Genomic DNA, 24,611 nt, shown 5'->3' on the forward strand with positions numbered 1-24,611 from the left:
GCGATGGTGGGGAACCGGGCGGGCTCCGGAGGGGTGAGCGTGAATAATGAACCCATGGGTCGCGACGGCATGCGCGCAGAGGTGGCAGATTCCTGGCACCTGTCGGCGGCGGCGGGCGTGGACGTGGAGAGCGTCGAGGCGCCGATCACGCTGGCCGAGTCCGACCTGCGTGACCACCGGGCGGCTCATCCGCTCGCCCAGGTCTTCCCGCTGCTCGACGACGTGCTCGGCCAGGCCGCGCGGGACTGCGGTGCGGTCATGGCGGTCAGCGACGCGGCCGGCCAGCTCCTGTGGGTGTGCGGCTCTCCGTCGACGCTGCGGCAGGCCGAGAAGATCGGCTTCGTCGAGGGCTCGAACTGGGACGAGCGCCTGGCCGGCACCAACGCTCCGGGTCTCGCCCTGCGCCTCGGCCAGCCTGTCCAGGTGCGGCGGTCGGAGCACTTCCGGCACTCGGTCCAGCAGTGGAGCTGTGCGGCATCGCCGATCCACGATCCGACGTCCAGCACCCTGCTCGGGGTCCTCGACATCACCGGCAACGACGACATCGCGGTGCCGCAGACGATGGCGATGGTGCGGGCGGCGGCCCGGATGGCCGAGGCCGAGCTCGCGCGTGAACTGCTCACGCGCGCCGCGCAGCCGGTCGAGTCCAAGGCCGGTCCGCAGGTCGTGGTCGAGCTGCTCGGACGCCACGAGGCGCTGCTCACGATCGACGCGCGCCACTCGCTGCGGCTCTCCCCGCGCCATAGCGAGATCCTGCTCCTCCTCGCCTCGGCCCCGCACGGGCTCTCCGGCGACGAGCTCGCCGTCCTGGTCTACGAGGACGACGGCGCGTCCTCCACGCTGCGTGCCGAGCTCAACCGGCTGCGCAATCTCCTCGGCGACGACCTTCTCGCGTCGCGCCCCTACCGGCTCGGCGCCCGGGTCGCCGGCGACTGGCTGGCGCTCGAGGCGCAACTGGCGGCAGGCGACGTACGCCGCGCGCTGCGCGACTATCGCGGTCCGATCCTTCCCCGGTCGACCGCGCCCGGCGTGGTCCGGCTTCGCGACCAGCTGCACCACTCGCTGCGTGCCACGGTGCTGGCGAGCAAGGAACCCGACCTGATGTCGACGTGGACGCGCTCTCGGTGGGGCGCGGACGACTACGACATGTGGGTGGCGCAGCGCGATGCCCTCGGCGCGGTGTCGCCGATGCGTTCGCTGGTCGACGGGCAGCTCGCGCGCCTCGACCGCGACCTGGCCTGAGGGCCGGCCCGGGGGTTCGCAACGTTCATGCAACGTGCCCGCTCCTAGCGTGACGGTCGTCACACACTCCCTCACTCTTTGGAGCATCACATGACTGTCTACGCCCAGCCCGGAACCGACGGTTCGGACATCGAGGTCAAGAGCCGCTACGGCCACTACATCGGCGGCGAGTGGGTCGACCCGATCAAGGGCGGCTACTTCGAGAACATCTCCCCGGTCAACGGCAAGCCCTTCACCGAGGTGGCGCGCGGGACCGCCGAGGACATCGAGGCCGCCATCGACGCTGCCTGGAACGCCGCCGACGGCTGGGGACGTTCATCGACCACCGAGCGTTCCAACGTCCTGCTCAAGATCGCCGACCGGATGGAGGCGAACCTCGAGTCCCTCGCCGTCATCGAGACGTGGGACAACGGCAAGGCGGTGCGCGAGACCATCAACGCGGACATGCCGCTGGCCATCGACCACTTCCGCTACTTCGCCGGCGCCCTGCGCGCCCAGGAGGGCGGCATCTCCGAGATCGACGAGAACACGATCGCCTATCACTTCCACGAGCCTCTGGGCGTCGTCGGCCAGATCATTCCGTGGAACTTCCCGATCCTGATGGCGGTCTGGAAGCTCGCGCCCGCCCTCGCGGCCGGCAACGCGGTCGTGCTCAAGCCGGCTGAGCAGACGCCGTGGTCGATCCTCAAGCTGATGGAGCTGATCGGCGACCTGCTGCCGGCTGGCGTGCTCAATGTCGTCAACGGCTTCGGTGTCGAGGCCGGCAAGCCGCTGGCGAGCAGCAGTCGCATCCGCAAGATCGCGTTCACCGGCGAGACCACGACCGGGCGGCTGATCATGCAGTACGCCTCGGAGAACATCATCCCGGTCACGCTCGAGCTCGGCGGCAAGAGCCCGAACATCTTCTTCGACGACGTCGCGGCCGAGAAGGACGCCTTCTACGACAAGGCGCTCGAGGGCTTCACGATGTTCGCGCTCAACCAGGGCGAGGTCTGCACGTGTCCGTCGCGCGCGCTCGTTCAGCGGTCGATGTACTCCGACTTCGTGCCCGACGCGATCGCCCGGGTCGAGGCCATCACCCAGGGCAACCCGCTCGACGTCACCACGATGATGGGCGCGCAGGCCTCCAACGACCAGCTCGAGAAGATCCTGTCCTACCTCGACATCGGCAAGCAGGAGGGCGCCAAGGTGCTCACCGGTGGTGAGCGCAACGTCCTCGAGGGCGACCTCGCCGAGGGCTACTACGTGCAGCCCACCGTCTTCGAGGGCGACAACTCGATGCGGATCTTCCAGGAGGAGATCTTCGGTCCGGTCGTCTCGCTCACCAGCTTCGACGACGAGGCCGACGCCCTCAAGATCGCCAACGACACAATGTTCGGCCTCGGTGCCGGTCTGTGGACCCGCGACGGCTCCCGTGCCTTCCGCGCCGGCAAGGCGATCCAGGCCGGCCGGGTCTGGACCAACTGCTACCACGCCTACCCCGCGCACGCGGCGTTCGGCGGCTACAAGCAGTCCGGCATCGGCCGCGAGAACCACAAGATGATGCTCGATCACTACCAGCAGACCAAGAACCTCCTGGTCTCCTACAGCCCCGACAAGCTGGGCTTCTTCTAAATGCTCGAACGAGTAGCGGTGACAGGTGAGGCGGCGGAGATGATCCGCCGCCTCACCGAGGCGCACGGCCCGGTGATGTTCCACCAGTCCGGCGGCTGCTGCGACGGGTCGTCGCCGATGTGCTACCCCGACGGCGAGTTCCGCACCGGCGACTCCGACATCCTGCTCGGCGAACTTGCTGTCGGGCTCGACCGCGACGTGCCCGTCTGGATGTCGAAGACCCAGTTCGAGTACTGGCAGCACACCCACCTCACCATCGATGTCGTCAAGGGCCGCGGCGCCGGCTTCTCCCTCGAGGCACCCGAGGGCGTGCGGTTCCTGATCCGATCACGTCTATTTACGGACGAGGAGTCCGCCACGGTCAACGGCTGACATGTAGGCCACGCCGGCACGCGCTGCTGCCAGCAAGTTGGACGACAACCCCGCGATCGTCATGGCGGGAGCGCGGTGATGCACCTAGTAGAGAGGCAATTTCGCCACTCAAGACACGGCTGCTTGCCGGCGGGCGTCAACGCGGCCCGACTAGCGCTGAACTTGCACTCCACTTTCAACTACCCGATAAGGAGACGATATGAATTGCCCAGGGAAGCCCGACCCAACTCGTTCAAGACTTCTGTCGAATCCGTCCCGTGAGGAGCGTCGCTTCGAGCCGCCCGCCGACCTCGCAGCCAACGCCAACGTCAAGGAGGAGGCCTACGCCCGCGCCGATTCCGACCGTGAGGCGTTCTGGGCCGAGGCCGCCGAGCGCCTCGACTGGGGCCAGCGCTGGGACCATGTCCTCGACTGGTCCAACCCGCCGTTCGCGAAGTGGTTCGTCGGCGGCACCATCAACGCCGCCGTCAACTGCGTCGACCGGCACGTCGATGCCGGCAACGGCGACAAGGTCGCGATCCACTGGGTCGGCGAGCCCGAGGACGACACCCGCGACATCACCTACGCCGATCTCCTCGACCAGGTCTCGCGCGCGGCCAACGCGCTGACCGACCTCGGCGTGCAGAAGGGCGACCGGGTCGCGATCTACATGCCGATGATCCCCGAGGTCGTCGTCGCGATGCTGGCGTGTGCGCGCCTCGGCGCCCCGCACACCGTGGTCTTCGGCGGCTTCTCCGCCGACGCCCTCGCCTCGCGCGTCACCGACTGCGGGGCGAAGGTGATCCTCACCGCCGACGGTGGCTACCGCCGCGGTGCGCCCAGTGCCCTGAAGCCCGCGGTCGACGAGGCCGTGGCCAAGGTCGCCGCCAAGGGCGGGGAGAGCCTCGTCGAGCACGTCGTCGTCGTACGCCGCACCGGCCAAGACGTCGAGTGGGACGACTCGCGCGACGTCTGGTGGCACGACGTCGTCGACGCCGCCTCGCCCGAGCACGACGCGGAGATGCACGACTCCGAGCACCCGCTCTACGTCATGTACACCTCCGGCACCACCGGCACACCGAAGGGCATCCTGCACACGACCGGCGGCTACCTCACCGGCACGTCCTACACACACTGGGCGGTCTTCGACCTCAAGGACGACGACGTCTACTGGTGCACCGCCGACGTCGGCTGGGTGACCGGGCACAGCTACATGGTCTACGGCCCGCTCGCCAACGGCGCGACGCAGGTGATGTACGAAGGCACCCCCGACGCCCCGCACAAGGGCCGCTGGTGGGAGATCATCGCGAAGTACGGCGTCACGATCTTCTACACCGCGCCGACCGCGATCCGGACGTTCATGAAGTGGGGCGACGACATCCCCGCCGAGCACGACCTGTCCTCGATCCGCCTGCTCGGCTCGGTGGGTGAGTCGATCAACCCCGAGGCCTACATCTGGTACCGCAAGCACATCGGTGCCGTTCAGGCGCCGATCGTCGACACCTGGTGGCAGACCGAGACCGGCCAGATGATGATCAGCCCGCTGCCCGGCGTGACCGCCGGCAAGCCCGGCTCGGCGATGAAGGCGCTGCCCGGCATCTCGATCGACGTGGTCAACGACGAGGCCCAGTCGGTCGGCAACGGCAACGGCGGCTACCTCGTGATCCGCGAGCCCTGGCCGGCGATGCTGCGCACTCTGTGGGGCGACGACCAGCGGTTCAAGGACACCTACTGGTCGCGCTGGGAGGGCCTCTACTTCGCCGGCGACGGCGCCAAGCTCGACGACGACGGCGACATCTGGCTGCTGGGCCGCGTCGACGACGTCATGAACGTGTCGGGCCACCGGCTCTCCACGACCGAGATCGAGTCGGCGCTGGTCTCGCACCCCAAGGTCGCCGAGGCGGCCGTGGTCGGGGCAGCCGACGACATGACTGGCCAGGCCGTGGCCGCCTTCGTGATCCTGCGCGACACGGCCGGCGACGGGGGGGCGGACATCGTCGAGGAGCTGCGCAAGCACGTCGCCAAGGAGATCGGCGCGATCGCGAAGCCGCGCCAGATCATGGTCGTGCCCGAGCTGCCGAAGACCCGCTCGGGCAAGATCATGCGCCGCCTGCTCAAGGACGTCGCCGAGCACCGTGAGGTCGGCGACGTGACCACGCTCGCCGACTCCACTGTCATGACGCTGATCACCGACAAGCTCACGTCCGGCAGTCCCAAGGACGACGGATGAACTCTGGCCGGACCAAGAAGGAGCAGCCCGCCGCAATGAGATTGATCTTGATGGGCCCCCCAGGAGCGGGCAAGGGGACGCAGGCGAGGGTCATCGCCGCCGAACTGGGAATCCCCGCCATTTCCACCGGGGATCTCTTCCGAGCCCATGTGGCGAAGCAGACACCCCTCGGCATCGAGGCGGAGCGTTTCATGAGCCTCGGCGAGTACGTCCCTGACTCCGTCACCAACGCGATGGTTCGAGATCGGCTTGACGAGGGTGACGCTCGCGGCGGATTCCTACTCGATGGCTATCCGCGCACATTGGCACAGGTTGAGGAACTCGACGTTCTGATGACCGCAAGAGGAATTGCTCTGGACGCGGTCATCTTGTTGATCGTTGATGGTGACGAAATCGTCGAGAGGCTGCTGCGGCGGGGTGCCACCGAGGGACGCACGGACGACAACGAGAGAGTGATCCGTCGCCGTCTTGACGTCTACGCGGAGGAGACCGAGCCATTGCTCTTGAACTACTCTCGCAGTGGCCTTCTCACCGAAGTCTTTGGTGCGGGTCCGCCTACCGAGGTGACCAGTCGAACCTTTGCCGCTCTACAGCGCTCCGGACTGACGGTGCCAAATCCCTCCCGAGGTCAGCCTCGGAGCGGCTTCGAGGGCGCACAGCCCTCGTCACGGTCAACGACCTGAGTTGTGAAGTACCAATGGAATCGTCCCACCACCAGGACTTCGTTGTTGGCGGCCCGGCCGGCAAGGGATTTGCGACTCTCTCAGGCGTCGGCCGTGCCCAGATGGATCTTGAGTACCGGAAATAGGTGAGGTCACATGTCGCTCCGTTCCCTTTTGGACGTCGCTCACGTCGCTGTGCGGGAGTTACGGTTGATGTGCCGAGATAGCGCACTTCGACGACGCGCATCAGTCAGGTGGATCGCATGAGGTTGCAAGTGGCAGGCTGTGAGGCATCTTCGTGTCCTCCGGCAGGGCGGTCGCTCTTTGGAGTATGCGAGTTCGCTCATTCTCCCGACGAGACCGAGCACGTCCGGTGGATTGCGATGGCTCACTACTGCTCCCGCGTGGCAAGTCGTCCGATATGACGAGGCCCATCCGGTGGTTTCTGACGACTCAGTTCGAGTACGTAACGCCCCCCGACAAGCCGGCATCACCGAGTCAGCTTGTACACGCGAAGGAGATGGGGACGCTCCTCACGGCCTGTGGGCAGATATCAACGAGCTGGTTCAAATACTGGGAGCAGCCCTTCGTTCCTGGCGCCCCCGGGCGTTGTTCGAAGTGTCAGATGGTTGTGACTGATTCGGGACTGCTGCCCCGCAAACCAGGGGCTGCTGCACGAGTAGGTGACATCTGATCTGTGGTGCCGAGAGGTGCCGCTGGAAGGATGTGCACCGTGCCGAAGCCGTATCCCAAGGAGTTCCGCGAGGACGTCGTTCGGGTTGCCAGAAATCGTGAGCCGGGCGTCCACCTCAAGCAGATCGCTGCCGACTTCGGTATCAGCGAATCCTGCCTGACGAACTGGATGAAGACCGCCGACGTCGAGGACGGCATCAAGCCGGGGACGACATCGGCTGAGAACGCCGAGAACCGCGAGTTGAAGAAGCGGATCCGGCTCCTGGAGCAGGAGAACGAGGTCCTGCGCCGGGCGGCTGCCTATCTGTCGCAGGCCAACCTGCCGGGAAAATGATGTACCCGCTCGTCCGCGAGCTGGCCGGCGACGGGATCCCCGTCACGGTGACGTGCCGGGTGCTCAAGATCGCTCGCCAGCCCTACTACCGCTGGCTGGCTGCCCCGGTCACTGATGCCGAGCTCGAGCAGGCATACCGCGCCAATGCTCTGTTCGACGCCCACCGCGACGACCCGGAGTTCGGCTACCGATTCCTCGTCGACGAGGCCCGTGAAGCGGGCGAACCAATGGCCGAGCGGACCGCGTGGCGAATCTGCTCACAGCAGGGCTGGTGGTCGGCGTTCGGCAAGCCCAAGCGCGGCAAGGCCAACAAGCCCGGCCCTCCCGTCCACGACGACCTGTGTGCCGTGACCGACAGGCACGGCGTGATCCGCCATGTCTTCGCCGCTGACGTTCCGAACCAGCTGTGGCTCAGCGACATCACCGAGCACTGGACCGGTGAGGGCAAGCTCTACGTCTGCGCGATCAAGGACGTCTACTCCAACCGGATCGTGGGCTACTCGATCGACTCGAGGATGAAGTCCCGTCGGACCCGAGAGATCGACGCGCAGGTCGCCCGCCTTCGCTGGCTCCTGAGCGCGTATCCGTCAGCGCTCGGCAACGCGCGGCAGTAGCGATCGCATCACGGCAGCCGAGCGACCGCGCCCAGCGGTGGTGCGTCGCAGATCGCCTGCCACTGGTCGTGCTGGTCTTCCCAGCGATAGATGCGCTGCGAGGAGACGGCGTTCTTCCGTACCTCGGTCAACACCAGGTCGCCCCCGATGTAGATGCGGTCAGCCGTCCGCTCATCCTGCTCAACGCGGATCCGCTTCGCGAAGTCGATCAGCCCTGCATCGGAGAGCTCGTCCGGCTGGGTATCGCCGAGCGGATCCGGCTTGACCCCGAACGCGGGCGCCTCGCCTTCCTCAGACTCGAAGTCGTTGGCCGAGCGGTACGCGAAGCGACGACACCGGCCGGTGTGCTCGTCGAAGCCGAAGTGGTAGATCGTCGCCGACCCCTCCAGGGGTCCATGCTCGCGCTGGATGTCAGCCCAGATCTCTCTGAGCGAGCCGGGGGTGTGCAAATCGAGCATGGAGGTGTCGCGTGCGCGGACGTTCTCGCGCAGCCGTTCCACCCAGCGGAGCATCAGTTGCTGGTAGCCGGTCGTCGCAATGGCGAGGTTCATCGACGGCACGGCGACGCACTTGTCGACGAAGTCGAGCGGCTTCCCCAAGGTGTCGGTGGCGAGCGTGTCCGTCAGGATCACCGCGCCATCGTCCTGATGGAGGAACATCAGCAGGCTCATGAGGACGGCATCCCCTTCCCTCGTCGTGACGGCTCGCTCCGATAAGTCGACCGGGCCAGTAGATCTTGAGCGACCTCTCGTTTGCTCAAGATTGGCTGCATCTCGACAGTTGCCTCAGCCCTGGGCCATGTCCACGAAGCGGGAGTAGTGGCCCTGGAAGGCGACGGTGAGGTCGCGGGTGGGGCCGTTACGGTGCTTGGCCACGATGAGGTCGGCCTCGCCGGGGCGGGTCGACTCCTTCTCGTAGACGTCGTCGCGGTGGAGCAGGATCACCATGTCGGCGTCCTGCTCGAGCGATCCGGACTCACGCAGGTCGCTCATCATCGGGCGCTTGTCGCCACGCTGCTCGGGACCACGGTTGAGCTGGGACAGCGCGATGATCGGGCACTCGAGCTCCTTGGCGAGGAGCTTGATGTTGCGGGAGAACTCCGAGACCTCGAGCTGGCGGGACTCGACCTTCTTGCCCGAGCTCATCAGCTGCATGTAGTCGATGACGATGAGCTTGAGGTCGTGGCGCTGCTTGAGGCGTCGCGCCTTGGCGCGGATCTCCATCATCGTCATGTTGGGGCTGTCGTCGATGAACATCGGCGCCCCCGAGACCTGGCCCATCTTGCGGGCGAGCTTCTCCCAGTCGTCGTCACGCATGGTGCCGTTGCGGATGTGGTTGAGCGGCACCTTCGCCTCCGCGGAGAGCAGACGCATCATGATCTCCGAGCGCGTCATCTCGAGGCTGAAGAAGACGCTGGTGAGGTTGTTGTGGATCGACGCCGCCCGGCAGAAGTCGAGGGCCAGGGTCGAGTTGTGGGTCGGGATCATCGACCGGCCGGCGAGGTAGAGGTGTTCCTCGTTGTCTACCTGGACGCACCGCACCGGCACGGACTCGATCTTCCTCACGGCAGTGATGTAGCGCTTGCCGATGCGGACAGTGGAGGCGGGACGCTCCTCCTTGTGGAGCAAGGCCTTCCGCTCGAGCAGGAACACGTCGTCAACGGTCGAGAAGTTCAGGATGTAACAGGTCGACGACGCCTCCGAGCGGCCCGCCACCCGCTTCGTCGTCCGGCCGCACCTGTAGCCCAAGCTCACGACGAGCTCGTAGACCGATTCGGCCAATCGCTCGCTGGTCACCGCGAACTGGACGGAACCCACGCCCTTGACCACGGTGCCGTCGGTGTCGAGCAGACCGGCGAGGAGGTCACGGCGTGCCTCCTCCGACGCACGCAGATAGGTGTCAGGAATGTGCTTGTCGTTCAGCACACCAGCACCGCGCAGAAGTGCCGTGAAGGACCCGCGCTCCTCCTGGCACGATGCACAGAGGTAGGTGCCGTGCATGCCGCCGCCACACCCCGGGCAGACACCTCGCTCTGTCGCAACGGTGCGGGGCGTGCGGATGCTGTAGAGCATGTTGCCCTGAGAGGTGACGATGTAGCCGCGCCCCTCGATCCGCATCGGAATCTCAGGCGTCTCGCAGGTGATGCGGCCGCCCGCACTATGACCGTCTCCCAGCCAGGCACCGAGCACGTAGGGATCGATCGGGAGGACGTCGTCGTGGCCCGACAGGGCGCCTGCGTTGAGCACGGCGTGGTTGGCGCGCTGCTCACGTCCCAGCCGGACCGTCTGTGCGATCTCCTCGGTGGTCACGACGGATGCGTGGATGCGCTGGTTTCGAACCCGGTTGTAGTGATTGTCGGCAGCCCACTTCGACTTCCGCGCCGCTCGGGTCTCGGTCAGCCACTGGTGCTCGGCATCGGCAACGATCACCGACCCGTCCGAGAACGTGACCTCGTAGCAAGGCCGGTCGACCATCACCTCGGTGGCCGCGACGATTCGGGTGGGGCGGCCATGGGCGTCGTACAGCTCGTCACCGACCTCGACCTCCCCCATCGTGGTCCAGCCGGTCGGCGTCGGCAGCGGAGTGTCCAGGGCGAGCGCCTTGCCCATGGCAGGACGAGCCGCGACGATGATCATCTGGCCCGAGTGGAGACCGTTGGTCAGGTCGTCGAGGTCGGCGAAGCCGGTGGGCACGCCGTAGAGCCCGGCCTCGCGGTTGCCGATCGCCTCGATCTCGTCGAGGACCCCGCTCATGATGTCGCTCAGCGGGGCGTAGTCGACCGCCGCGCGGCGGTCGGTGACCTTGTAGACCTCGGCCTGCGCGTGGTCGACGACGTCGTCGATCTCGCCCTCGCCGGCATAGCCGAGGGCGGCGATGCGGGTGCCGGCCTCGACCAGGCGGCGCAGGATCGCCTTGTCGCGCACGATCTCGGCGTAGTAGCCGGCGTTGGCCGCGATCGGCACGTTGGCCGACAGGGTGTGGAGGTAGGGGGCGCCGCCGATGCGCTGCAGCTCGCCGCGCTTGACCAGCTCGGCCGCCACCGTGATCGGGTCGGCCGGCTCGCCGCGACCGTAGAGGTCGATGATCGCGTCGTGGATGACCTCGTGGGCGGGGCGGTAGTAGTCGACCCCCTTGATCACGTCGACGACGTCGGCGATGGCGTCCTTGGACAGCAACATCGAGCCGAGCACGCTCTGCTCCGCCGCGTTGTCCTGGGGAGGCGTCCGGTCGCCCGCCGAGCGCGGCGACTGGCCGGGCTCGTAGGCCGCCGGGCCGTCGCCCCAGGCCTCGTCGGTGTCCCCCTCGAAGGTGACGCTCACCGGTGCTCCCTCCCACTCGCTAGGCCTCGCTCGGGTCCGCTGACCACGACGTTAGGGACGACCTCCGACATCGAATCGACATCGCTGCCCGCTTCGCTCGCACCCGAGTTCCACCAGCCGGTCCAGCACTGGTTCCGCGCAGGACCGTACGTGCTCCACACCCCCGGTGGGAAGCCGACGGCCCCGAGTTATCCACAGGGTCTGTGGAGAAGGTGGGGGCGGCCGTGGACGACACGCTGGTCCAGGTGCACACACCTTGGAACACCCTGTGGACACGGGGGGGAAATCAATCCGTCTCAGGGCTCTGACCTGCGCAAACGTCGCACACACCCTGTGGACACGAAATTGTTGCCTGACAGGACCGTTCACCCGTCCGCCATCTGGGAGATGCCTGCCGCTGGGTCGCCCTCCTGCCACGAACAGCGCCGGCGCGCCGTCATCCACACGGCCATGCACAGGTAGTTCCAACGGGCTATGTACGTCGATGCACAACCGTCGCTATGCCGCCCCGGATTCGGCGGAGAATGCCGGGTTCCTAGGGTGAACCTGTGAAGGCCGCGCACCGGGAGGCAGACCGGGAGTCACCCCGGGAGACGGACCGCGAGATCCTGCGGCTGGCCGTCCCGGCCTTCCTCGCCCTCGTCGCCGAGCCGCTCTTCCTGCTCTCCGACGCCGCCATCGTCGGCCACCTCGGCACGCCGGAGCTCGCCGGCCTCGGCGTCGCCGCGGTCGTCCTGCAGACGGTGGTCGGGCTGTGCGTCTTCCTGGCCTACGGCACCACCGCGAGCGTCGCCCGCCACCTCGGCGCGGGAGACCTGCGCGCCGCGCTCGCGCAGGGCATCGACGGGGTGTGGCTCGCCGTCCTCATCGGCGTCCTCGCCACCGCCGGTGGCATCGCGCTCACCCCGGCGCTCGTCGGCGTCTTCGACACCGGGACCGAGGTGGCCGGGCACGCGGAGACCTACCTCACGATCGCCTTCCTCGGCACCACCCCGCTGCTGATCATGCTCGCCGCGACCGGCGTGCTCCGCGGCCTGCAGGACACGCGTACGCCGCTGCTGGTCGCGGTCGTGGGCAACGGGCTCAACATCGTCCTCAATGTCGTCCTCGTCTACGGCCTCGGACTCGGGATCGCCGGCTCGGCCATCGGCTCGGTCCTCGCCCAGGTCCTCAGCGCGGGATGGCTCCTCGCCGTCGTGGTCCGCGCGGCCCGGGAGCACGACGCACCGATGAGCCCCGACCGCGCCGGCATCGCCGCCGCCGCCCACGCCGCGGTCGCGCTCGTCATCCGCACCCTGGCGTTGCGGGCCTGCCTGCTCGTGGGCACCTACGCGGTGACCCGGGTGGGCACCGGGGCCACCGACGTCAACGTCGCCACCCACCAGATCGCCATCACGCTCTGGAGCTTCCTGGCCTTCGGCCTCGACGCAATCGCGATCGCCGCCCAGGCGCTCACCGGTCGCGCCCTGGGCAGCGGCGACGTCGAGGGCACCCGACGCCTCACCCGCCGGATGATCCGGTGGGGATGGGGCAGCGGCATCGTCGCCGGCGTCGGGCTGGCGGCCGTGTCCCCGTTCGTCGGTGCGCTCTTCACCACCGACCCCGCGGTGCGCGACCTGCTCGTGCCGGTCCTGCTCGTCGCGGCAATCGGCCAGCCGGTCGCCGGCGTGGTCTTCGTCCTCGACGGGGTGCTCATCGGAGCCGGCGACGGCGCCTACCTCGCGTGGGCCGGCCTCGTGGTGCTGGCGGCGTACGCCCCCGCCGCGCTCTGGGCGGCCACCCTCCCCCACGGCCTGGTCGCGGTCTGGGTCGCGATGACGGTCGTCTTCATGGGCGCGCGCGGCGTCCTGCTCTCGTGGCGGGCACGCGGCGACCGGTGGCTCGTGACCGGAGCTGCCTCCGCTCGTTGACCCCGGTGAGGGCGCACGGGAGCGCGCCGGACCCGAGGGAGGACCCATGGATCGACTCCGCACCGCGAGCCGGCTGGCCGTGCTGGGACTGCTGGGCGGCGCCCTGGTGCCACTGGCCGCGGCACCGGCAGGCGCCACCCCCGGCTGCGTCGACGAGACGGCGCCGAGCCTCCTGCAGAACGGCTGCGACGACAGCACCCCGCCCGAGACCACCCTGACGCCGTCCACGGCGCCCAACGCCGCCGGTCTCGTGACCGTGTCGACCATGTCCTTCACCCTCGGGTGGCAGGTCACCGACGGCGACCCCGGGCCGTTCGGCCTCGAGTGCCGCCTGACCGGCGGCCCGCAGGCCCACGACTGGCGCGCCTGCACCAGCCCGGTGACGTACGCCGACCTGCCCGACGCCGCGGCAGGCACCTACGTCCTCGAGGCCAGGGCCGTGGACCTCGGTGACCGGGCCCGCACCCCCGACACCGCTCCGCTGCTCCCGCCCACGGTGCCTGACACCCCCGACGAGGACCCGACGCCGGCGACCTTCACGTGGGGCCAGGACACCCGGGCGCCCTTCGTCTTCGTCACCGGCACCTCCTACGACGAGATCACCCCGACCCAGCCCGTCGTGACCGGAGCGAGCGTGCCGATCCGGCTCAACAGCAGCGAGGCGGGCTCGCGCTTCGAGTGCACCGACAACGACCGGCCCGTCGCCTGCACCGGCGGCCGGTGGCAGCTCCCCGACCCGACCGCAGGACGGCACCGCTTCTCCGCCCGCACGATCGACGCCGCCGGCAACGCCAGCAGCTGGTCGCCGGCGATCGAGTTCTTCGTGCCGCGCGACCTCACCCGTCAGCGCGGCTGGAAGAAGGTCACCGGGTCGGGCTACGTCGACGGGGACGCCGTGAGGACGTCCCGCCGGGGTGCGCGCCTCGTGCTCCCGCGTACGAAGGTCGGCGAGCTCCGGCTCCTCGCCGCGACGGGCCGGGGCCACGGCAAGGTGCGTGTGCGCGTCGGCAAGCGGGCCTGGCACGTGGTGGACCTGGCCGGGCCGAAGGCGTCGTCGGAGCAGCTCGTCGTCATCGACCGCTACTCCGGCATCCGGTCGGGGCGGATCGTCATCGAGTCGTTGAGCGCCCGGCCGGTCGTCCTCGACGCCATCGTCGCGCGGCCCAACCGATTTCCCGCCGCGACCCGATGACCGCCGCACGACACTGCTGTATTACAGCCTCGTTACAGGAGAACTTTCACCGACGAATTCGTTGACAGCAGATGCTGGAGTGACTTGGGATACAGGGGCTCCACCCTCTGCTGACTTGCTCGGCACCCATTCGCTCTCGGGGTCTCGTTGTCGCGCGGTCAGACCATTTCAGTCGAACGGGAGATCCGCGTGATCCGTCGTACCATCGCGGCCGGCGCTGCCACCAGCGTCGCTGCCGCACTCCTCGTGCCGTGGGGGACGGCTGCCCACGCAGCCGACCTCGACCCCGGCCAGCTCAAGCCGGAGAAGGCATCGCCGGCCAAGGCCCTCGAGAAGGGCACCGTGCTCGACCTCGGCACCGGCAAGAAGGCCGAGACCTACATCGTCCAGCTGGACGCTCCCGCAGTCCCGACCCGCGCCAGCGCGGCGGGCCGCGGTGAGGCCGGCACGCAGTCGGAGTCGGCCTACCGCCAGGACCTCAAGTCCGAGCAGGCCGACCTGGTCTCGTCCATCTCCCGGGTGACCGACGGCAACGCGAAGGTGCTCTACCGCTACACCGAGGCCATCAACGGCATCGCGGTGCAGCTCACCCGCGCGCAGGCGCAGAAGGTCGCGCGGATCGACGGCGTCGCCGCCGTCCAGGTCGACTTCGAGCGCGAGCTCACCACCGACAAGGGCCCGGAGTGGATCGGCGCGCCCACCGTGTGGGACGGCTCCAACGTCCCGGCGGGCTTCGAGGGCAACAAGGGCGAGGGCGTCATCGTCGGCATCCTCGACTCCGGCCTCAACCCGGCCAACCCGTCGTTCGCCGACGTGGTGCCGGAGGAGGACGGCGGTGACGGCTACGACCACACCAACCCCCTCGGTGCCGGCAACTACCTCGGCATGTGCGACCCCGACAACGCGGAGCAGTACGTCGCCGACTGGGGCTGCAACGACAAGCTGATCGGCTACTACAACTTCGAGAACCCCGCCGCCGGCGGCGACCCGAAGGACGACGTCTACGACGACGACGGCCACGGCAGCCACACCGGCAGCACGACCGCCGGCAACCAGGTCGACGCCACCGCGCTCGCCGAGGGCGGCGACTTCTCCGTCACCAGCACGATCAAGGGCGTCGCGCCCCACGCCAACATCATCGGCTACGACGTCTGCGACGGCGGGTGCCAGGGCTACTCGATCCTCGCCTCGATCAACCAGGCGATCATCGACGACGTCGACGTCATCAACTACTCGATCGGCTCGAGCGCCGCGTCGAACCCGTGGACCGACGCCGACGCGGTGGCGTTCCTCAACGCCCGCGCCAACGGCATCCACGTGGCCACCTCCGCCGGCAACGCCGGACCCGGTGCCGCCACGATCGGCGGCCCCGGCGACGTGCCGTGGATGACGAGCGTCGGTGCGACCACCCACGACCGCAAGTACGTCTCCTCGGTCGTCGACATCACCGCGACCGACGAGGCCACGCGGCCCGACATCGCCGGTACCGGCCTCTCCGGCCCCACCGACGGCTCCTTCCCGCTCGTGTACGCCGGTGACTTCGGCAACGCGCTCTGCGGTGCCCCGACCGACGCGCCTCCCGGGACCGGCACCACGTTCCCGGCCGGCACCGACTTCACCGGAAAGATCGTCATCTGCGACCGCGGCGGCAACGGCCGGGTCGAGAAGGGCGTCAACGTCGAGGCCCTCGACGCCGAGGGCATGATCCTCGCCAACGACCAGGCCAGTGGGAACTCGCTCAACGGTGACGCGCACGCCCTGCCGACGGCGCACATCAGCTACGCCGACGGCCAGGCCCTGAAGCAGTTCATGGCCGACCACCCGGGCACCGAGGCCGCGCTCTCCGGCGCCGTCGCCGACGTCGACCCGGCCAACGGCGACATCATGGCCGCGTTCTCCAGCCGCGGACCCAACCGTGCGGTCTCCTCGATCAGCCCGTCCGTCTCGGCGCCCGGCGTGGACATCCTCGCCGCTGCCGGCGTGGACAACAGCGTCGAGTGGCACTTCATCTCCGGCACCTCGATGGCCAGCCCGCACACCGCCGGAGCGCTCGCGCTCCTCAAGGGCATGCAGCTCGACCTCCCCGAGGCCGACCAGTGGACCCCCGCCGAGGCCCAGTCCGCGCTGATGACCACGTCGGAGCGCGAGATCACCGACTCCGACGGCACCGCCGCCGACTGGTTCGACATGGGCTCGGGTCGCATCGAGCTGCGCCGCGCCGCGAAGGCCGGCCTGGTGCTCGACGAGACCCTCGCCGGCTACCAGGGCGCGGACCCCGCCACCGGCGGGGACGTCCGCGACCTCAACACCGCGAGCATGGCCGACGACGAGTGCCTCCAGTCCTGTGACTGGACCCGCACCTTCACCGGCACCGCCACCGGCGCCGGCACGTGGGACGTCTCGGTGGAGAACCTGTCCGACGGTGTCACCCTCACCACCGACGTCGACTCGATCGAGGTGACCGACGGCGGCACGGCCGACGTCGCCGTCACCGCGACCATCGACGCCGGGATGCCCACCGACGAGTGGCTGTTCGGCACCCTGGTGCTGACGCCGCCCGCCGGTTCAGAGGCTCCGACGGCCCACCTGCCCGTGGGCGTCCTGCCCTCGGCGGGCGTGCTGCCGAGCTCGATCGACATCACCACGCGTCGCGACGCCGGCTCGCAGGTGGAGGACGGCCTCGAGGCCGTCGCCATCTCCGACCTGCAGGTCGAGGCCAGCGGGCTCGTTCCCGAGGACCGGGTCGAGCTCACCGTCCCGCTGGACACCACCAACGGCGACCCCTACGACGGCAACGGCACGCACGTCGAGATGGTCGAGGTCCCCGCCGGCGCCACCAGCCTCATCGCGAAGCTGGAGGACCCGACGGCACCCGACTTCGACCTCTACGTCGGCACCGGTGAGGTGTCCGCGGCCAACGAGGTCGCCATGAGCGCCAGCGCGGGCTCCAACGAGTCGGTCGAGATCGCCAACCCCGAGCCGGGCACCTACTGGGTCCTGGTGCAGAACTGGGAGGCCAGCACGGCCGGCGGCAGCGACACCACCGACCTGGTGACCGCCGTGGTCGCCGGCGACCAGGGCAACCTGCGCGCGGAGGGCCCCGAGGGTGACCTTCCCGCCGCCACGCCGTTCTCGCTCCGCACCTTCTGGGACGAGGACGCCATGGAGGCCGGCCAGACCTGGCACGGCACCCTGACGCTCGGCACCTCGCCGGCCACCCAGGGCGACATCGGTGTCGTCCCGGTGACCATCGAGCGGGTGGCCGACGACGTGACCAAGTCGGCGGACGTGACGGAGGCGGCTCCGGGTGACACCGTCACCTACACCGTCGACGTCGCGCCCAACGTCACGCGTGAGGGCCTGCGCTACACCATCACCGACACGCTGCCGGACGGTGCGACGTACGTCGAGGGCTCGGCCACCGATGGCGCGACCGTCGAGGACGGGGTCGTGTCGTGGACCGGTGAGCTCGCGTCGACCTACGGCGAGGAGGGCAACTACACGCTCACGACGAGCGCCGAGGACCCCGAGGCCTGTGCGCCCGGCTACCTCGACCTCGCCTCCCTGGGCATCCCGGCCCAGTCGGCGGTCGTGGGCGACACGGAGACCTTCTCCACCTTCGGCACCGGCACGTTCGGCTTCTACGGCGAGTTCCAGCAGGGCCTGACCTTCTCCGACGACGGGTTCCTCGTCTACGGGGATGGCTACGCCGGATCGCCCTGGATCCCGCAGGCCGTGCCGAACGCCGCGACGCCGAACAACGTCGCCGCGCTGCTCTGGCAGGACATGGAGTTCCGCTACGACGCCGGGACCGGAGCCGGTGTGTCGCTGGCCAGCACGGCGTCGGCCAACGGCAACTCCACGCTCGATGCGGGCGAGATCGCCATCATCGAGTACGACGACATGCGCCTCTACGACGACGAGGCCGGTGACGGTGGCTCGCTCGACATGCAGGTGATCGCCACTGCGGGGAGCAACGACCTCGTCTTCGTCTACGACAACGTCGAGGCGGGCCCCCTCCTGGACGGCGCCACCATCGGCACGGAGAACGCCGACGGCTCGGTGGGGGCGGCACTCGTCAACGCCGGCGATGCGAGCACCGTCCTCGAGGACGACCTCGCGGTCTGCGCGACGTACTCCGAGCCGGCGGCGGAGGGCGCGAGCTTCTCCTACCAGGTGACGGTCGACCCGACCATCGGTGCCAAGGACCTGACCAACAAGGTGGTCCACACGACCGACGACCCGGGTGCCAAGCCCGCTTCGGCGCGTCACACAGTGAAGATCACGGGCGCGGCCGCCAGCTCCTTCGTGGCGCTGTCGCTCGACCCGACCACCATCCAGACCGGTGGCACCACCACCGCGACGGCGCAGGTGTTCGGCACCAGCGCGACCGCGCCCACCGGCACCGTCGAGTTCTGGGCGGGAGACCGCAAGGCCGCTTCCGCGGTGCTCGACGCGGCCGGCCGGGCCACGGCGCAGCTGACGGGCTTCTCCGCCGCGGGGACCGTCCCCGTGACGGCGCGGTACGTCGCCGAGGCTCCGTACTCCAGCTCCACGTCGGCGCCGGTCAACCTGGTCGTGTCGAAGGGCGCGGAGGCCCCGGCCAAGGTCCGGTCCAAGATCTTCCCCAAGATGGTGAAGCCCCTGGAGGTCCGGACCAAGGTCAAGCTGCGCATGACGGTGCGGGCCAAGGACGTCACCCCCACCGGTGAGGTCAAGGTCGTGCTGAAGGGTGCGGGGAAGAAGAAGACCTGGACGGTCGAGCTCAACAAGCGCGGCAAGGCCAAGGTCACGCTGCCGAAGTTCAAGCGGACCGGCAAGGTCAAGGTCCGCATCAAGTACTCCGGTGACGCAGCGGTCGAGTCCAGCAAGAAGAAGATCAAGTTCACCGTCGTCGACCGCCGAGGCGTGCGATGAGGTGAGGTAGCAGGAACCGTGAGGGGGCCGTCGGTGGTGACACCGGCGGCCCCTTCGTCGTCCCCCGGAACGACCGCTGCCGACCGCCCGTCAGACTGCCATGATGACCACGACGCGACGCCCCGCCCTGCTGCTGGCGGCCTGCACCCTCCTGGTGGCGTGCGGCGCGCCGGACCGATCGCCGAGCACCGAGGAGACCGCCGTGGACCCCAGCCCGTCGTCCAGCCCGTCCTCGCCCAGCCCGTCGTCCGGGCCCTCGGGTGGCGCCGCCCGCCCCGACGTCGTACAAGCTGTCGACGACCTCGCCGCCACGATCGGCGTCGACGCGGGTGACGTCGAGGTGGTCTCGGTCGAGGAGGTCACCTGGCGCGACGGCAGCCGCGGCTGCGCCCAGCCCGGGATGGCGTACACCCAGGCGCTGGTCGACGGCTCACGGATCACGCTGCGCGCCGGGGGTCGGACCTACGAGTACCACGCCGGCGGCAGCCAGCCGCCCGCGCGCTGCGACAAGCCGACCGAGTGACCGAGTCCTGACCGATTCCTGTCCCGGGTCCTGATCGGGTCCTGACCGGTCCCGGACGCACCACGGCCCGCCACCCCTGAGGGGCGGCGGGCCGTGGTGGTGTCGTACGTCGGTCGCGTCAGGCGGGAACGACGTTGAGGGCCACCGTGGCGGACACCTCGTCGTGCAGCTTGACGGTCACCTCGTGGGAGCCGAGCGACTTGATGGGGTTGGCCACCACGATCGTGCGGCGGTCGACCTTCTCGCCGGAGACGTCCGTGATGGCGTCGGCGATCTCGGTGGTGGTGACGGCGCCGAACAGGCGGCCGCCCTCACCGGAGCGGACCTTCACGTTGACCGCGTTGGCCTCGAGCTTGGCCTTGACGTCCTTGGCGTGGTCCTCGTCGCGCACCGCGCGGGCCGTGCGGGCGGACTTGATCGACTCGATGGTCTTCTCGCCGCCGCGGGTCCAGCGGATGCCGAGGCCACGGGGAACGAGGTAGTTGCGGCCGTAGCCGTCCTTGACCTCGACCACGTCACCGGGAGCACCGAGGCCGTCGACCTCCTGGGTCAGGATGAGCTTCATCGTCCGTGCTCCTCTCAGCGACCGGTGGACGTGTAGGGCAGCAGCGCCAGCTCGCGCGCGTTCTTGACGGCGATGGCCACGTCGCGCTGGTGCTGGACGCAGTTGCCGGTCACGCGACGGGCGCGGATCTTGCCGCGGTCGGAGATGAACTTGCGGAGCAGGGTGGTGTCCTTGTAGTCGACACCGGTCGCCTTCTCTTTGCAGAACTGGCAAACCTTCTTCTTGGGCTTGCGCAGAATTGCCTTGGCCATTGTGGTGCTCCCTTTCAGTGAGCCCGGCCCTGAAGGCAATCAGGGACGGAATGGAATGAATGTCGTTGCTCGATGTTCCGGATCAGAACGGGGGCTCGTCGTTGCCGCCGTTGACCCCGGGCGTGGCCCACGGGTCCTTGGCCGGCGCGGACTGTCCGCCACCCTGCTGGCCCTGGGACTGACCGCCCCAGCCGCCGCCACCCTGCTGCGAGGGGGCCGGGGTCGCCCACGGGTCGTCGGCCGGAGCGGACTGCTGCCCGCCACCGCCACCGCCACCGGAGTAACCCCCGCCGCCGCCACCACCCGAGTAGCCGCCACCGCCGCCCTGCCGCGTCGTCTTGGTGACCTTCGCCGAGGCGCTTCGCAGCGACGGGCCCACCTCCTCGACGTCGATCTCGAAGACGGTGCGCTTCTCACCCTCGCGGGTCTCGTACTGGCGGGACTTCAGGCGACCCTGGACGATCACGCGCATGCCCCTCTGGAGGGACTCGGCGACGTTCTCCGCGGCCTGACGCCACACAGCGCAGGAGAGGAACAGCGTGTCGCCGTCCTTCCACTCGTTGCTCTGGCGGTCGAAGGTGCGCGGCGTCGACGCGATCCGGAAGTTGGCCACGGGGGCCCCCGAGGGGGTGAACCGCAGCTCCGGGTCGTCGACGAGGTTGCCGATCACGGTGATGGTGGTCTCGCCTGCCATGTCAGGGTCTCCTCAGAATGCTGCTGTGCAGGTTGATCCGGGTTGCTCCCGGTGATGAGCCCATCAAACAGGCACTCACCGACAGCGGGAAGGGTCTATCCACAGACGCCGGAGGGCGCTCAGTGGGCGTCGGGACGCATGACCTTCGTGCGCAGGATCGACTCGTTCAGCGTGAGCTGGCGGTCGAACTCCTTGACCGTCGCGGGCTCGGCCGTCAGCTTGACGACGGCGTAGATGCCCTCGGCGTTCTTCTTGATCTCGTACGCCATCCGGCGACGACCCCACACGTCGAGCGACTCGATCGAGCCACCGTCCTTGCGGATCACGTTGAGGTACTTGTCGAGCGACGGCTCGATGGTGCGCTCGTCGAGACTCGGGTCGAGGATGACCATCACTTCATAGGCACGCATAGCGGTCTCCACCTCCTCTGGGCTAGAGCGGCCACGGGCTCTCCGTGGCAGGAGGACTGTGCGTTCGCGGCGGGAGTACGACGTGGGTCGTGCGCCGCGGTCGCCCGAAGGCAACCGGAGAAGGTTACCAGCGCACGGACCCGCGGCCGGAATCGTCGTACGGCGCCTGTGGAGGAGCACCGGACCGGCTCCCGGGCGGGCTAGCGTCGAGAGGTGCGCGCGACCACCTCCTCGTGGACCTCCTCGTGGACCGCCCCACGGACCTCCGCGGTGGTGGCGGGCCGCTACCGGCTGCTCGACCAGGTGGGGGCCGGCGGGATGGGCTCGGTGTGGCGCGCGCACGACCTGCGCACCGGGGACGACGTCGCGCTCAAGGTCCTCGGACGACACAGCTCCGCACTGCTGGCCAGGTTCGTGCGGGAGCAGGCCGTCCGCGTGCGGCACCCGCACGTCGTGGCCCCGCACGGCTGGGCCGCCGAGGACGGCCTGGTCGTGCTCGCGATGGAGCTCGTGACCGGCGGGTCGGTGGCCGACCTGCTGCGCGAGCACGGCCCGCTCGACGCCGGCACCTGCGGCCTGCTCGTCGAGCAGCTGCTGCTCGGCCTCGCGGCCGTGCACGGCGCCGGGCTGGTGCACCGCGACGTCAAACCGGCCAACCTGCTCCTCGAGGCCACGGGGGACGGGCCGCCCCACCTGCGCCTCGGCGACTTCGGCGTCGCCGCGCCCGTCGCGGACCGACGCTTCACCACGGTGCCCGGCGCCATCGGCACCGACGGCTACATGGCGCCCGAGCAGGCGCGGGGAGCCCCGCCGGAGCCGACCCAGGACCTCTACGCGGTGGGGCGCGTGGCCCTCGAGCTCCTCACCGGCGAGCCGCCCGCGCGGCAGGGCGCGATCCCGTCGCACCCGTTGCGGCCGCTCGTCGAGCGGCTGCTGGTGGCCGATCCCGAGCAGCGCATCGCGACCGCCGACGCGGCGCTGCGCCTGCTCCGCCGGCTCGCGGTGCCGGAGCCCGCCGGCCCGCCGGTGCCCGACCGGCTGGGACCGCCCCCGCGCGGACGGCGTACGACGTCGCGGGCGCGCGCCGTGGACTGGGTCGGGTGGGTCGCGGTCGCGGGCCTCGCGGGCGTGGTCGTCGGGTGTCTGTGGATCCTCCTAGGCTGGACCGCATGACCAGCACCCTCGCCATCGGCGCCCACGTCGAGCAGACCGACCCGATCGCCGAGGCGCTCGCCCGGGACACCTCGCTGGTGCAGTTCTTCCTGGGCGACCCCCAGGGCTACAAGGGCCCCGAGGTCCGCTTCGCGGGCGGCGCGGAGGGGCTGCGGGCGGCGGCCGAGGAGGCCGGCGTCGACCTCTACGTCCACGCCCCCTACGTGGTCAACGTCGCCACGACCAACAACCGCATCCGGATCCCGAGCCGCAAGCTGCTGCAGCAGCACATGGACGCGGCGGCCGCGATCGGCGCGAAGGGGCTCATCGTGCACGGTGGCCACGTCAACAAGAGCGACGACCCGGCGGTCGGCTTCGACAACTGGCGCAAGGCGATCGAGGCGACCGACATCAAGGTGCCGCTGCTCATCGAGAACACCGCCGGCGGCGACAACGCCATGGCCCGCCACCTCGACCGCATCGCCGGCGTCTGGGACGCGATCTCGTCGGCCGAGGGCGCGGACGACGTCGGGTTCTGCCTCGACACCTGCCACGCCTGGGCGGGCGGCATCGAGCTCGCCGACGCGGTCGAGAAGGTCCGCGGGATCACCGGGCGCATCGACCTCGTCCACGCCAACGACTCGCGCGACACCTTCGGCTCCGGCGCCGACCGCCACACCAACTTCGGTCACGGCCACCTCCCGGCCGACGAGTTCGCCGGTGTCGTGCGCGAGGCCGGCGCCCCCGTGATCTGCGAGACGCCGGGCGGTGCGGCGGAGCACCAGGCCGACTTCGCCTGGCTCCGCGAGCACCTCTGATCAGCCGACGGGCTGTGCCGTGACCACCACGTTGCTGCGGTATCCCGTGCCGTCCCAGTCCTCGCACGTGATCAGCACCAGCCGGCCCGGGCCGGTCCGGCCGAACACGTCGGCGCTGCGTCGGGCCAGCTCGTCGCGGCTCAGCACCTCGACGGTGCCGACGCGGTAGGTGAGGGTGTCCGCACCCGAGCCCACCGTCACCCGGTCGCCGGGAGTCAGCGTCTCGAGGTCGTCGAAGGCCCCGCCACCGGTGTGCACGGTGTGACCCGTCACGACCGCGGCGCCCCGGGCTGCCCCCGGCCGCGCGCCATCCGCCCACCACCCGACCTGCTGGGGGTCCGACGGCGGGGTCAGCACGCCGTCGACGGTGCGGATGGGGGTCACCGGCGCCTCGACCCCGAGGGCCGGTACGACGACCACCTGAGGTCGCACGCCGGCTGCCGCCGTCGGAGCGGGCGACGCCGCCGGGGCGGGGGACGGCGTGGACGGACCGGCCGCCGGCGCACCGGTGGGCCCGGCCACCCGGATCGCGGGCGGCGGCGCCGCCTGCACTGCCGGCGCCGGGACGGGTGCCGTCGCCTCGAGTCCCCCGCCCGCCAGGAACAGCCCACCCACGACGAGCGCGGGTGCGGCTGCCCCCAGCAGGAGCGTCGTCAGTCGACGACGGCGACGGGTGTCAGCCACGGACGCGGTGCCACCCCAGTCGGGCGAGCGCCCCACCGACGAGCACCATCAGCAGGCCCAGCAGGGCCTCCATCGGGCTGGGGCCGACCGGCGTCGCTCCCGCGGCGCCGGCGTTGACGGCCGTGGGGAGCTGCTGCGACTGCGGCGACGAGGACGACGGGCTGGTGCTGTCGTTCGAGCCGGCACCCGAGTCATCGTCGTCACCGAAGGCCTGGACGCCCAGCACCTCGGGCGACTCGGTGTCCTCGGGCGACTCGGTGTCCTCGGCCTCCTGCGGCTGCTCCACCGGCGGGGTCGTCGGCGGGGTCGTCGGCGGGGTCGTCGGCGGGGTGGCCGGCGGGGTGGCCGGCGGGGTCGTCGGCGGGGTCGTCGGCGGGGTCGTCGGCGGGGTCGTCGGCGGGGTCGTCGGCGGGGTCGTCGGCGGGGTCGTCGGCG

At 69.7% G+C, this 24,611-nt stretch carries 21 protein-coding genes; 13 read left to right on the top strand and 8 right to left on the bottom strand.

Features of this window, described 5'->3' with window-relative positions; all coding sequences use genetic code 11:
- Positions 1–54 precede the first annotated feature (54 nt).
- The 7 genes from Q1B24_RS09925 (at position 55) to Q1B24_RS09955 (ending at position 7,740) form a co-directional block, all read left to right on the top strand.
- Positions 55–1,242, top strand: a complete 1,188-nt coding sequence (locus Q1B24_RS09925) for a GAF domain-containing protein (RefSeq protein WP_224279312.1) — start codon at positions 55–57, stop codon at positions 1,240–1,242.
- Between the two features lie 90 nt (positions 1,243–1,332).
- Positions 1,333–2,856 (top strand): aldehyde dehydrogenase family protein, encoded by a 1,524-nt coding sequence (locus Q1B24_RS09930; RefSeq protein WP_207083545.1) that lies wholly within the window; start codon positions 1,333–1,335, stop codon positions 2,854–2,856.
- Positions 2,857–3,228, top strand: a complete 372-nt coding sequence (locus tag Q1B24_RS09935; protein WP_207083544.1) for a DUF779 domain-containing protein — start codon at positions 2,857–2,859, stop codon at positions 3,226–3,228.
- A gap of 199 nt (positions 3,229–3,427) precedes the next feature.
- The gene (gene acs, locus Q1B24_RS09940) at positions 3,428–5,437 is read left to right on the top strand and encodes an acetate--CoA ligase (RefSeq protein WP_299927141.1); all 2,010 of its coding nucleotides are present in this window, start codon (positions 3,428–3,430) and stop codon (positions 5,435–5,437) included.
- A gap of 35 nt (positions 5,438–5,472) precedes the next feature.
- The gene (locus Q1B24_RS09945) at positions 5,473–6,120 is read left to right on the top strand and encodes an adenylate kinase (RefSeq protein WP_299927215.1); all 648 of its coding nucleotides are present in this window, start codon (positions 5,473–5,475) and stop codon (positions 6,118–6,120) included.
- Positions 6,121–6,832: 712 nt separating this feature from the next.
- The gene (locus Q1B24_RS09950; protein WP_299927145.1) at positions 6,833–7,126 is read left to right on the top strand and encodes a transposase; all 294 of its coding nucleotides are present in this window, start codon (positions 6,833–6,835) and stop codon (positions 7,124–7,126) included.
- A complete protein-coding gene (locus tag Q1B24_RS09955) occupies positions 7,123–7,740 on the top strand; it encodes a DDE-type integrase/transposase/recombinase (RefSeq protein WP_299927149.1) in 618 nt (205 codons plus the stop codon). The genes Q1B24_RS09950 and Q1B24_RS09955 overlap by 4 nt, the downstream gene beginning before the upstream one ends.
- 8 nt (positions 7,741–7,748) lie before the next feature.
- On the opposite strand, the gene Q1B24_RS09960 is transcribed toward Q1B24_RS09955, so the two are convergent.
- Both Q1B24_RS09960 and dnaB read right to left on the bottom strand, forming a co-directional pair.
- Positions 7,749–8,411 (bottom strand): hypothetical protein, encoded by a 663-nt coding sequence (locus Q1B24_RS09960; RefSeq protein ID WP_299927152.1) that lies wholly within the window; start codon positions 8,409–8,411, stop codon positions 7,749–7,751.
- Between the two features lie 114 nt (positions 8,412–8,525).
- Positions 8,526–11,060 carry a replicative DNA helicase gene (gene dnaB, locus Q1B24_RS09965; protein WP_299927155.1) on the bottom strand — a complete coding sequence of 845 codons (2,535 nt, stop codon included), beginning with the start codon at positions 11,058–11,060 and terminating at the stop codon, positions 8,526–8,528.
- A gap of 548 nt (positions 11,061–11,608) precedes the next feature.
- Between dnaB and Q1B24_RS09970 the strand changes: the two genes are divergently transcribed.
- From Q1B24_RS09970 to Q1B24_RS09985, 4 genes are all read left to right on the top strand, one after another.
- Entirely contained in the window at positions 11,609–12,970 is a 1,362-nt protein-coding gene (locus Q1B24_RS09970; protein WP_299927158.1) for an MATE family efflux transporter, read from the top strand.
- A gap of 46 nt (positions 12,971–13,016) precedes the next feature.
- Positions 13,017–14,162 (top strand): hypothetical protein, encoded by a 1,146-nt coding sequence (locus Q1B24_RS09975; protein ID WP_299927161.1) that lies wholly within the window; start codon positions 13,017–13,019, stop codon positions 14,160–14,162.
- 189 nt (positions 14,163–14,351) lie between these two features.
- Positions 14,352–19,079, top strand: a complete 4,728-nt coding sequence (locus tag Q1B24_RS09980) for a S8 family serine peptidase (protein ID WP_299927164.1) — start codon at positions 14,352–14,354, stop codon at positions 19,077–19,079.
- Positions 19,080–19,182: 103 nt separating this feature from the next.
- The gene (locus tag Q1B24_RS09985; protein WP_299927167.1) at positions 19,183–19,602 is read left to right on the top strand and encodes a hypothetical protein; all 420 of its coding nucleotides are present in this window, start codon (positions 19,183–19,185) and stop codon (positions 19,600–19,602) included.
- A 118-nt stretch (positions 19,603–19,720) separates the two neighbouring features.
- Here the strand turns inward: Q1B24_RS09985 and rplI are convergent, their stop codons facing one another.
- The 4 genes from rplI to rpsF form a co-directional block, all read right to left on the bottom strand.
- The gene (rplI, locus tag Q1B24_RS09990) at positions 19,721–20,167 is read right to left on the bottom strand and encodes a 50S ribosomal protein L9 (RefSeq protein WP_299927169.1); all 447 of its coding nucleotides are present in this window, start codon (positions 20,165–20,167) and stop codon (positions 19,721–19,723) included.
- Between the two features lie 14 nt (positions 20,168–20,181).
- Entirely contained in the window at positions 20,182–20,418 is a 237-nt protein-coding gene (gene rpsR, locus Q1B24_RS09995; RefSeq protein WP_056603689.1) for a 30S ribosomal protein S18, read from the bottom strand.
- An 82-nt stretch (positions 20,419–20,500) separates the two neighbouring features.
- On the bottom strand, positions 20,501–21,112 hold the full coding sequence (locus tag Q1B24_RS10000) for a single-stranded DNA-binding protein (protein WP_299927186.1): 612 nt from the start codon (positions 21,110–21,112) through the stop codon (positions 20,501–20,503).
- Between the two features lie 119 nt (positions 21,113–21,231).
- On the bottom strand, positions 21,232–21,522 hold the full coding sequence (gene rpsF, locus Q1B24_RS10005; RefSeq protein WP_135837775.1) for a 30S ribosomal protein S6: 291 nt from the start codon (positions 21,520–21,522) through the stop codon (positions 21,232–21,234).
- A gap of 213 nt (positions 21,523–21,735) precedes the next feature.
- On the opposite strand from rpsF, the gene Q1B24_RS10010 reads away from it, so the two are divergent.
- Together Q1B24_RS10010 and Q1B24_RS10015 are read left to right on the top strand one after the other, a co-directional pair.
- The gene (locus Q1B24_RS10010) at positions 21,736–22,695 is read left to right on the top strand and encodes a serine/threonine-protein kinase (RefSeq protein ID WP_299927193.1); all 960 of its coding nucleotides are present in this window, start codon (positions 21,736–21,738) and stop codon (positions 22,693–22,695) included.
- A complete protein-coding gene (locus Q1B24_RS10015; RefSeq protein WP_299927197.1) occupies positions 22,692–23,492 on the top strand; it encodes a deoxyribonuclease IV in 801 nt (266 codons plus the stop codon). The genes Q1B24_RS10010 and Q1B24_RS10015 overlap by 4 nt, the downstream gene beginning before the upstream one ends.
- On the opposite strand, the gene Q1B24_RS10020 is transcribed toward Q1B24_RS10015, so the two are convergent.
- Together Q1B24_RS10020 and Q1B24_RS10025 are read right to left on the bottom strand one after the other, a co-directional pair.
- Complete coding sequence (locus Q1B24_RS10020; RefSeq protein ID WP_299927200.1) at positions 23,493–24,176, bottom strand: class F sortase; 684 nt, start codon at positions 24,174–24,176, stop codon at positions 23,493–23,495.
- Entirely contained in the window at positions 24,169–24,462 is a 294-nt protein-coding gene (locus Q1B24_RS10025; protein ID WP_299927203.1) for a hypothetical protein, read from the bottom strand. The genes Q1B24_RS10020 and Q1B24_RS10025 overlap by 8 nt, the downstream gene beginning before the upstream one ends.
- Positions 24,463–24,611: the final 149 nt, after the last annotated feature.

Origin of the sequence: uncultured Nocardioides sp. (assembly GCF_947488025.1) — a bacterium.
GTDB lineage: Bacteria > Actinomycetota > Actinomycetes > Propionibacteriales > Nocardioidaceae > Nocardioides.